Annotated in this window: 7 protein-coding genes; 3 read left to right on the top strand and 4 right to left on the bottom strand. The window is 43.5% G+C overall.

Features of this window, described 5'->3' with window-relative positions; genetic code table 11:
* Positions 1-59: 59 nt before the first annotated feature.
* Positions 60-1,610, top strand: a complete 1,551-nt coding sequence (locus ACUVXA_RS11685) for an acyl-CoA dehydrogenase family protein (protein WP_445871444.1) — start codon at positions 60-62, stop codon at positions 1,608-1,610.
* A 94-nt stretch (positions 1,611-1,704) separates the two neighbouring features.
* On the opposite strand, the gene ACUVXA_RS11680 is transcribed toward ACUVXA_RS11685, so the two are convergent.
* Positions 1,705-3,633 (bottom strand): ASKHA domain-containing protein, encoded by a 1,929-nt coding sequence (locus tag ACUVXA_RS11680; RefSeq protein WP_445871443.1) that lies wholly within the window; start codon positions 3,631-3,633, stop codon positions 1,705-1,707.
* 573 nt (positions 3,634-4,206) lie between these two features.
* Here ACUVXA_RS11680 and ACUVXA_RS11675 point away from each other — a divergent pair.
* Positions 4,207-5,703 carry a trimethylamine methyltransferase family protein gene (locus tag ACUVXA_RS11675; RefSeq protein ID WP_445871442.1) on the top strand — a complete coding sequence of 499 codons (1,497 nt, stop codon included), beginning with the start codon at positions 4,207-4,209 and terminating at the stop codon, positions 5,701-5,703.
* Between the two features lie 3 nt (positions 5,704-5,706).
* Entirely contained in the window at positions 5,707-6,369 is a 663-nt protein-coding gene (locus ACUVXA_RS11670) for a cobalamin B12-binding domain-containing protein (RefSeq protein ID WP_445871441.1), read from the top strand.
* A 103-nt stretch (positions 6,370-6,472) separates the two neighbouring features.
* Here ACUVXA_RS11670 and thsA read toward each other — a convergent pair whose 3' ends face one another.
* From thsA to ACUVXA_RS11655, 3 genes are all read right to left on the bottom strand, one after another.
* Entirely contained in the window at positions 6,473-8,200 is a 1,728-nt protein-coding gene (thsA, locus tag ACUVXA_RS11665; protein WP_445871440.1) for a thermosome subunit alpha, read from the bottom strand.
* A 119-nt stretch (positions 8,201-8,319) separates the two neighbouring features.
* Positions 8,320-8,784 carry a GNAT family N-acetyltransferase gene (locus ACUVXA_RS11660; RefSeq protein ID WP_445871439.1) on the bottom strand — a complete coding sequence of 155 codons (465 nt, stop codon included), beginning with the start codon at positions 8,782-8,784 and terminating at the stop codon, positions 8,320-8,322.
* Between the two features lie 70 nt (positions 8,785-8,854).
* On the bottom strand, positions 8,855-9,073 hold the full coding sequence (locus ACUVXA_RS11655; RefSeq protein WP_445871438.1) for a hypothetical protein: 219 nt from the start codon (positions 9,071-9,073) through the stop codon (positions 8,855-8,857).
* Positions 9,074-9,086 lie beyond the last annotated feature (13 nt).

Below are 9,086 nucleotides of genomic sequence, written 5' to 3'. Positions count from 1 at the left end.
AAAAAGACTAATATTATAGATGCTTCAAATTTGAATAAAACCATTTTGGAGGAATAATTTTGGACAAATTTCCCTGGTGGAATGAAACCCAGAAAAAACTAGCCGACGAAGTAGAAGCCTTCGCCGACCAGCACTATCCAGACGCCGAAGAAGCCGCTTGGAAGAAACAAACCCCATGGAAAGTATTGAACGCAATCAAAGAAAAAGGATGGTTCGGAGCACTAATCCCCAAAAAATACGGAGGACTACGCGAAGAACTAGCAATAACTGGCGCATGTATCATAAACGAAGGAGCCTCACGCCTAGGCGTAGTAGGAACAATATACGGGGGCAGCATGTTTGGAGGAGCGCATCAGATTGAAACCTTCGGAACAGACGAGCAAAGGAAAAAATGGTTGCCCGCAATGGCGACCGGTGAAAAAATTGGCGCAATATGCATTACTGAACCACCTGTTGGTTCGGATGCCGCTGCCGTGGCAACAGAAGCTAAGCTTGAAGGAGACGAGTACATCATCACCGGTAAGAAAAGATTCACCACTAGTCTAGGAATTGCAGATATATACATGTTCTACGCTAGAACAAGCGAGGATCCAAAGGACAGAGCAGCGAACAGACATCTAACCGCATTTATTATTGAGAAAGGTATGAAAGGATTCACCGTCGAAAAAATAAACGAGCTGTGCGGCGGAGACGGGCTACTCAACGGATACCTAAACCTAGACGGAGTGCGAGTACCAGTAAGTAACCGCCTAGCTGGAGAGGGAGATGGATGGACCATTATGATGTCCGGCCTTAATGTGGAAAGAACCATAGCCTCATCACAATTACTCGGCCTGATGCGTGAATCTATAAGATTCGCCCACTTCCACTCACAGAGAAGAGTCCAGTTCGGACAACCCACATTTCTCGCCCAAACCAACCAGTTCAAAATAGCAGACATGATAATGCGGCTAAAAACAAGCAGACTACTCGTCTACTACGCGGCACACCTACTAGACATCGGAGGCGGAGGCCCATACGGTCCAGTCATAGAAGCAACAGTAGCAAAACTCCTAACCTCAGAATCCTTCGTTTGGACATCAGCCAACGCCATGCAAGTCATGGGTGGAGACGGATGGACCAAATTCTACCCTGTTGAAGCAGCGTACAGAGCATCCAAGGTTACGGAGATTGCTGCGGGGACGAGTGAGGTTATGCGGATGATTCTCTACCGGTTGGGCACAAGGCTCATGGAGGGCGAGATACAGCCTCCGCGGAGAGTTATTCATCCAGAACTGAGGGTTCCCATCGATCGGTTCGACCAGGTGCCTGAGTCGGAGAAGTTAAAAATCAGCGAAGATAATGTGCTTAAATTGCTTGCTGAGGACTATCGGGTAAATCCAGGACTGTACATGTCCCGTGAGGATCTTTTAAGGTATTTGAAGGGAACTGAGGAGGAGCTGGACGAGGTTCTCATGGAGCTTGAGGAGAAGAAGCTTGCTGTTCTGAGCAGGGATCGTAGAGGTGTCATTAAGCTGGCTAATGCTACTTACATTGGTCTTAAGAAGGCTCATCCACTGGAATACTATCAGTATTATCCTGAGTGGGTAAATATGGACGAGCTATTCTAGAAATCCCTCACTTCCTCTTTTTTTGGTATACTTGACTTCTCATTAGAGTACCGTTGCAATATCAATAGGAGTATAATTTATCATTTTAATAGTATTAGTGAAAGTATGTTGGAGGTTTTTTGGGATATTTACCCAACTTCTTGAGTAGTTCGCTTGTCTGTGGGTATCTCGATAGGTCCGCGTAGGGCAAAACATTTGAGTTGAAGAATTCCGCTTGAAAATTGGGTTCTGCTGCAAGCTCCACATATGTGACCTTTTCTGATATTTCTTCAGCGGTTTTCCTAGCTGTTTTGGAAGCTAGAGCCATTCTGGCTCCGGTTCCTGCCGCGTTTCCCACAATTCTTACCTTCTCCAATGGTGTTTCAGGGTACATTCCGATTATTCTTGCGTTTTCAGGGTCTATATATGAGCCGAAGGCTCCGGCTATAAAAACTATGTCTATGTCTTTCTCAACTATACCTTTCTTTCTCATCAGCGCCATGGTTCCTGTATGTATTGCGGCCTTCGCTAACTGAATTTCTCTGATGTCTTTTTGTGTGAAAACAATGTCTTCTCCGGTTGAGGTTTCTTTTCCCCAGGATAGCACAAACTCAAGTCCACCTTCCACGGCACGCAATCTAGGTGAGGCAATGTTTTTGTTCATCGTTCCTGTAACTTCAATTATTCCCACTTTTAACATCTCAGCAAGTATGTCCACCATAGCTGAACCACAGATTCCACAAGGTTTAGCATTATCTATAGTCCAATATTTAACCTCAAATGTACCCGGATCTATTCTCACCTTCTCAATCGCGCCTGTGGCAGCTCTCATTCCCTGCTTTATATGAGCACCTTCAAGTGCTGGGCCAGACGCACAGGAACATGCGAATATCTCATCTTTGTTTCCCAAAAAAACTTCAGTATTAGTTCCAACATCTAGAGCAAGGCAAAGTTCGTCTCTCTTGTAGATTTCGGTTGCCAGTATTACCGCAACAGCATCCGCTCCAACAAATCCCGCGATTACCGGAAGGATATGGATATTACCATTTGGATTGATTTTCATTCCAATATTTTCTGCGTTAACGTTTATCCCCCGTCTTATCACTGGAGGATATGGCGATAAAGCCATATACTTTGGGCAGATATTTAGGAAGAGGTGGTGCATGGCGGTGTTACCAACAGCAATCATTTCATACACCTCTTCCGGATTCACATCCGTCTTGTCTAAGAGGCGATTAAGGATTTGGTTTATACCAGAGACAACAGCTTGTTGAAGTTCTTTCTGCTCATCGAAACTCCTCTCTGCGTAAGTGATTCTTGTTATTACATCCTCACCATATGGTATCTGCGGGTTCATCAAAGAATCTACCGCCATCACCCTTCCCGTGTTTAGGTCTAGGAGGTACCCCGCGAGTTTAGTCGTACCTACGTCAACGGCGTATCCGAATATTCTGTGGGTTGTGTCTCCAGACTCCACACCAATAATTGTATCATTGTTCCATACGACAACCGTTATTTCCCATTCACTATCCCTTAAGATGAGCGGTAGATGTTGAAGAAGATTATAGCTTAATTTAAGGTTCTCAAGACCATATCGAACTTGCAACTCGTCTAACAGTCTGTCCAGGTCGGACCTGGGATCTTGGAGGGTTGGAGTTAGTAATTTGACAAAATATTTGTTGATGAGAGGTTTAAGTTTCACAGGGGTTTCTATTCCTTCGACTTGAAGTCTCTGTCGGCCAGTTCTGCTTTCCTCTGGAATTCTAACGGTAAGATGGCTATTAACTGCCATGCAGCAAGCCAGCCTATAGCCCGCAGATATCTCCATTGGTGATAGAAGCACCTTCTCCGGGTCGGTTAAGGAACCCGCATTTCTCTCTTCTTTTTCAATTACGACCTTGCATTTTCCACACGTGCCCTGCCCTCCACAAATTGAGGTTAGATCAACACCTCCAAGTTTTGCTCCTTCCAATATTGTAGTGCCAGATTTAATTCTCACACGTTTTCCTTCCGGTTGAAAAATAACTTCCACTTCTGAATCCATTTAAACCCCTCATCTTAAAGCTTTCATGTTCAAATGCTGTTTTTTTAAAAAACTATTTCATAAATCCTCATTAATTTATTTTACTATTAAATTTTGTTTTTCGTACGCATTTAGCTGCTGTGATCGAAATAACGGATAATAGGACTTCAAACCCCGAAAGAAGGTCTATTTAGACTTTTTTGGCGAACGTTAACCGCCGGGGAAAAGAATCCAAAATAAACCCCCTTTTAGGAAAAGGGAGCATATAACGTCATATCAGCCTTCATTAGCTAAATATATACTGTTCTTCTTTTTATGCAATTATTGTGTCACATGTTCATTTAGATCTGGGCAAAAATCCCGATGAAAGAGAGTATCTTTTAGTAAGCCAGGACTATATCAGCCCTGTCTTTAAACAACTCACCAACAATTCCTAAATTTAATTTCAATGAGTCTTCGGATAATATTCAAGCACAAATCTACCACTGTGCAACACAAAATTTATTTATTAAAAAGCCAAAGAAGATTAGATACTTGCGAGCGCGCGACGTGTTCGCACATGTACTAGTTTAAAAATATGGAGGAAAATGTGAAATGCCTAAACCTGGTGTTACTTTACCGTCACATGGTTTATGGAAGTTGTTGGGTAAGGAAGATTTGGATATTATTGATGCTGCTGCTTACAAAATTCTGCACGACGTTGGAGTTTTCATAGACGATGAGGAGTTGCTAAAGATGGTAGAGAAAATGGGAGGCAGCGTTAACTATGAGAAGAAATTGGTCACAGAGATTCCAGAACACGTAGTTAAAGAGAATGTAAAAAAGGCACCTAGAAACTTCATATTAGCTGGCAGAGATCCGGAGTGGGACATTGTCATTGAGGGACCCGGAAGAAAACAGTTCTGGGCACCGGAAAGCGGAGCTACAGATCACATTGGATGGGATGAAACGAAGAAGACATTTTATCGAAGAAGAGCAAGTTCAAAAGACACATTGTATGGAGCCAAAATCGTCGACGGCATCGATGAATTCGATCACAACATCTATCTCTACGATGCTGCGGAAGAGGGACAACAAGGATTGCCATCAGAGCTCAACAAGATGAACGCCATGCTTCAGGGCACCACAAAGTGGGCTGGACACCTCTGCACCACAGTTTCAGACATCAAAGAGCACGATTACGTAGCGAGACTGGGTGCAGAAGTAGCCGGAGGCGCAGAGGAGTTAAGAAAGAGACCTCTATTCTGGACCGTGTACAACTACATTGGAACACTGCAGCTAAACCGGTTCAACAGCTGGTTGTTCCGGGCGGCAATCAAACACCATTTCCCAATAATGCCCGCCGTGACCGCCGCAGCACCACTACAGGGCCCCGCAATGGCCGCCGGAAACACCGCCATCAGCCACGCCGGGGTACTCTTCATGATAGCACTCCAACAGTTCTACAACCCAGGCACAGCAGCGGTAGCAAACAACATCGTTTTCAGCATGGATCCAAAAACAGGAAGGGGAAGCGCGTTTCCTGCGCATGGTTTGTTGGGCTCATGCGCCATGAATCAGCTGTGGCACGAACTCTACGGACTTCCCACATCACAGTATGGGGGTGTTTTCGCTTCAAGCCTTGACCAGCAAGCGTTTAGTCTTTCGAGTTGGATGGCTTTGCAAACGGTGTTGGGGACCGATATGATATTTATTCAATGTGGAACAGAAGCCTTTGATCCTGCATTGATACCTATCTGTGCTGAGATAGCAAGGGGTGGTAAACATTTGATGTCTACTTTCCATCAGATCAGCCCTACACCTGAAAACCTTGCTCTTGATGTGATTAAAGAGGTTGGAGCCAAGGGAGAGAAATGGATGACACACAAGTATAACCTTTCACGTTTAAACATGTTCGCCCCACCTTTCTGCCTAGATACCCACGCTTTTGATGATTGGCTCAAAGGCGGAGCGCCTTCATGGGTCTACGTTCGTTGTAGGGAGAAGTTAAAGGAATTGGAGAAACATGAACCGGAACCATTGCCGAAGGATGTAGTTGAACGAATGAACGTCATCGTGAAAGAAGGAAACGAGAAGCTGAAGGTGGAATAAGGAATGGCGGATAAAGAAAAGATCCTGGAAAAATTGGGGAAGGCCGTTGCAACCTATGATGAGGATGCTGCTATGGCTGCTGTGGATGAAGCAATTACCGCTGGGCTTAACCCTATAGAGGCTATTACGCAAGGTCTTGGTGCTGGTATCAACGATATTGGTGAGAGGTTTGAGAAGGGTGAGGCCTACATCCCCGAGCTGGTGTTGGCTGCTGAGGTTATGAGTAAGGCATCTGAAAAGCTACAGGAACAACTTCCGAAGGATCAATTGCCTAAACCCTTGGCTACAATGGTTATTGGAACTGTGGAAGGCGACATACATGACTTGGGTGTAAGCATAGTAACAGCAGTTTTCTCTGCTGCAGGATTTAAAGTGTACAACATAGGCGCCGACCAGCCGTTGGAAAACTTCATAAAGAAGGCTGAAGAGGTCAACGCCGACATAATAGGTGCATCAGCTCTGATGAGCAACACCCTTCAACAGCAGAGGCTCCTCGGCAACACCCTCAAGAAGAGGGGACTCAGGGACAAGTACATATACATGGTTGGCGGCGGAGCGTTTCCAGGAGAGGAATGGTGCGATGAGGTAGGGGCCGACGGCTACGCCACTGACGTAACCATAGCTCTGGATAAAGCCAAAAAACTCATCGAAATGAGAGATATGTAGAAGAGAGAATAATACACCCTCCCATTTTTTTATTTATCCTACCACTTACAAATGAAAATTTTTCCACTATAAAAATAAGGGCTTCCAGTCTAGGATACTCTTTTTAAATGGTTTCTGGATGCGTTATACTTTCTATGAAACGCTTGTCGATCTCTTTCAGTTCCTCTTCCTTCTCCAAGACTTTTCTAACCCTCTCATCCATGATCCGTTTCCGTTCCATTTCTTTCCTTTTCTTCTCTCCTTTTATTTCCTTTTGCTTCGTGGCGTCGATAAAATCGTCAACTCTTAAAATAACCGCCGCGGCCTCGCTTGCGGCTTTAATTGCATGTTGTTTGACTTTGAATGCGTCCATCAAGCCTCTCTTCATTACGTCCTCAACCCTACGTTCTACAGCATTAACTCCAAGATGTGTACAGCCATTAGCATGTCCGGTTCTTAACTCTATCAAAACATTGACGGGGTCTAATCCGGCATTAGCTGCAAGAGTCTTCGGAATAATTTCCATAGCATCTGCAAAGGCTTCTATTGCTAACTGTTCCCTGCCTTTAAATGTTCTTGAAAAATCTCTTAACTTTCCCGCAACTTCCATTTCTAAAGCGCCACTACCCGCGACGACTTTTCCGCCCTCGACTGTAACAGCCACAGCTTTAAGACTGCCCCTAACAACCCTCTCCACTTCTTCTACCACATGCTCGGTTCCTCCTCTGATTAGCATTGTGGTTGCCTTGGGGTCTTTGCAGCGATCTATGAACAGCATCTCGTCACCCGCGATTTTTCGAAACTCCACTAACCCTGCTTCGCCCAAGTCGTTCATGGTTAAATCATCCACACTCGACACGATTTTCCCTCCCGTTGCTTTTCCCAATCTTGTCATATCTTTTTCTCCCACCAATTCCAACGCTAATACTCCTTCCTCAGCAAAGAAATTAAGAATCGATTCGCTGATGCGCTTACGGCAGAACAAAACCCTTGCACCAGCACGTCTAACGTGCTCCACAATTCCCTTGTTATATTCTTTCTCCTCATCAATGAAGCCTTTCAACTGCTCTGGGGTCTTAACTACATACTCTTTTCTCCAATCCGTGGTCTTTCGTGTGAGTGGGTCAAGTGAACTCTCCAATAGAGCAATTTTTGCGTCCTCAATCTTCTGTGGCATCCTTGGATGAGGTTTTCCTTTGTAAATAATCAATCCTTGGATTAATTCCGAATCAGTTATGCTTCCCCCGGGTTTTTTAGTGAAGTCAACGTGCTCCACGTCTATGACTATTTTGCCCATTTTCTCCTCGGCAACGCGTTTAACTGCCATAATAATAAGATTAGCAAAGTGATTTTTCAAATCGGCAACGATTCTGCCTTCCATAACAGTTCGTGCGACCTTTTTCAAGGTCTCCTCGTCCTCAAGGGATACACCTATTGCGATGCTATCTAAAATCTCTAATGTCTTCTTGGTAGCTTCATCATACCCCCTGATTATAACTGTGGGATGAATATTTTGATCTAATAGCTTCCCAGCTTCCTTTAGCAGTTCCGCTGTAAGCATTACAACGTTCTTCGTGCCGTCACCAGCAATAGTATCCTGCGTCTTCGCAACTTCTATAAGAAACTTGGCAATAGGATGAGAAACTCTTATCTTATCTAATGTCGTCTTCCCATCGTTTGTGACCACCACCTCTCTTGTTGCGGTTACCAGCATTTTGTCCATTCCCTTAGGTCCCAACATTGTTTTTAAAACTTCAGAAATCATCATTGCAATCATAATGTTTGTTCGTCTTACCTCTTTATGTCTACTGTAACCCTTAGACAATATCGGCATTGAATGTCCAGTTAGCATTGTGCCACCTTTACCTCTTTATTTGGGCTAGTACAATCTGATTTTAGAATGTTATTTGTTAAATTAAATGCTTTCTCTAAAACATTAACGAAATAGGTTTATTTGGCAATAAAAATCTGTTAATTTTTTATTTTTTGGAATTTTTCCATGTATATTAGTTTTAGGTTTTCATTTACTTTTTCAGTTTTGAACTTCTTGTATCCGCCTTTTTGGTATAGATAAAAGTTTCGTTCACTTTTGTGGCCTGTGAATAATTCAAATCTTTTAGCGTCTTTGAAAATGGCTTCGATTTCACTCATTAGTTTTTTTCCTATTACTTGGTTTTGATAATCGGGATGTACTGTTAGTCTTCCAATATAGCAAGTTTCATCTTTCTTGTACGCTCTTATGGATCCGATTATTTTACCATTGATTACGGCTTTGAGAAATATTTGATTGGGAAAATCGTTTTTTATCTCTTCTAAGGTTTGGGTTAAGGGGGGGATGGTGAAATCGTTGTGTAATTCGGCTTCGCTCCGGTAAGCTATTTTTTGTAGTTCTAGGATTTGTGGCATATCCTCTATCTGTGCATACTCTATTTTCATCAATTAACCTCATGCAAATGGGTTTAAAGGAAAATATAAAAATAGGGGAGGTTTGGAATTTATGACCGTGTTAGGGTAGTCCGGTTACGGTGTAGTTTTTGTTCCATTCCACGTTGTATTCGTAGGTCATTTTGACTTCTTCTTCGGGGGCGAGTTGCAGTTTCCATCTTAGGATTCCGATTTCCTCTCTGTCGGGCCTGGGGTTTATTGAATTTATTTTCACTTCTATTTCTGGGGATAGGCTGTGGGGTTCACAACAGTAGAAAGATTTAATGATAAATAATACCATTCTTGGACTTTAA

It is taken from the genome of Candidatus Jordarchaeum sp., assembly GCF_052745115.1.
The sequence above is the reverse complement of the archived record's forward strand: the minus strand, read 5'-3'. Positions and strand labels throughout refer to the sequence as shown.